Here is a 1,466-nt window from a genome sequence, read left to right as displayed (position 1 = left end):
ATGTGATCTTCCATATAAAAAACCCAGTTCATCATAAACTGGGTTAAGATAGCTTGGCGGCGTCCTACTCTCACAGGGGGAAACCCCCAACTACCATCGGCGCTGAAGAGCTTAACTTCCGTGTTCGGTATGGGAACGGGTGTGACCTCTTCGCTATCGCCACCAAACCATTGAGAGTGTTCTCTCAAAACTAGATAACAGTAAGCATACATTCAAATTGGTTAAGTCCTCGATCGATTAGTATCAGTCAGCTCCACATGTCGCCACGCTTCCACCTCTGACCTATCAACCTGATCATCTTTCAGGGATCTTACTTCCTTGCGGAATGGGAAATCTCATCTTGAGGGGGGCTTCATGCTTAGATGCTTTCAGCACTTATCCCGTCCGCACATAGCTACCCAGCGATGCCCTTGGCAGAACAACTGGTACACCAGCGGTGCGTCCATCCCGGTCCTCTCGTACTAAGGACAGCTCCTCTCAAATTTCCTACGCCCACGACGGATAGGGACCGAACTGTCTCACGACGTTCTGAACCCAGCTCGCGTACCGCTTTAATGGGCGAACAGCCCAACCCTTGGGACCGACTACAGCCCCAGGATGCGATGAGCCGACATCGAGGTGCCAAACCTCCCCGTCGATGTGGACTCTTGGGGGAGATAAGCCTGTTATCCCCGGGGTAGCTTTTATCCGTTGAGCGATGGCCCTTCCATGCGGAACCACCGGATCACTAAGCCCGACTTTCGTCCCTGCTCGACTTGTAGGTCTCGCAGTCAAGCTCCCTTGTGCCTTTACACTCTACGAATGATTTCCAACCATTCTGAGGGAACCTTTGGGCGCCTCCGTTACATTTTAGGAGGCGACCGCCCCAGTCAAACTGCCCACCTGACACTGTCTCCCGCCCCGATAAGGGGCGCGGGTTAGAATTTCAATACAGCCAGGGTAGTATCCCACCGACGCCTCCACCGAAGCTAGCGCTCCGGCTTCTCAGGCTCCTACCTATCCTGTACAAGCTGTACCAAAATTCAATATCAGGCTGCAGTAAAGCTCCACGGGGTCTTTCCGTCCTGTCGCGGGTAACCTGCATCTTCACAGGTACTATAATTTCACCGAGTCTCTCGTTGAGACAGTGCCCAGATCGTTACGCCTTTCGTGCGGGTCGGAACTTACCCGACAAGGAATTTCGCTACCTTAGGACCGTTATAGTTACGGCCGCCGTTTACTGGGGCTTCAATTCGCAGCTTCGCTTACGCTAACCGCTCCTCTTAACCTTCCAGCACCGGGCAGGCGTCAGCCCCTATACTTCGCCTTACGGCTTCGCAGAGACCTGTGTTTTTGCTAAACAGTCGCCTGGGCCTATTCACTGCGGCTCTCTCGGGCTTGCACCCTAACAGAGCACCCCTTCTCCCGAAGTTACGGGGTCATTTTGCCGAGTTCCTTAACGAGAGTTCTCTCGATCACCTTAGGAT

General features: G+C 53.4%; 2 rRNA genes. Both read right to left on the bottom strand.

Annotation, left to right across the window (positions count from 1 at the left end):
• Positions 1–51: 51 nt before the first annotated feature.
• A 5S ribosomal RNA gene (gene rrf / locus ACFVTD_RS20980) occupies positions 52–167 on the bottom strand.
• 50 nt (positions 168–217) lie between these two features.
• Positions 218–1,466, bottom strand: a 23S ribosomal RNA gene (locus ACFVTD_RS20975); the annotation flags it as partial.

Source organism: Pseudarthrobacter sp. NPDC058119 (assembly GCF_042884655.1).
Classification (GTDB): domain Bacteria; phylum Actinomycetota; class Actinomycetes; order Actinomycetales; family Micrococcaceae; genus Arthrobacter.
The sequence above is the reverse complement of the archived record's forward strand: the minus strand, read 5'-3'. Positions and strand labels throughout refer to the sequence as shown.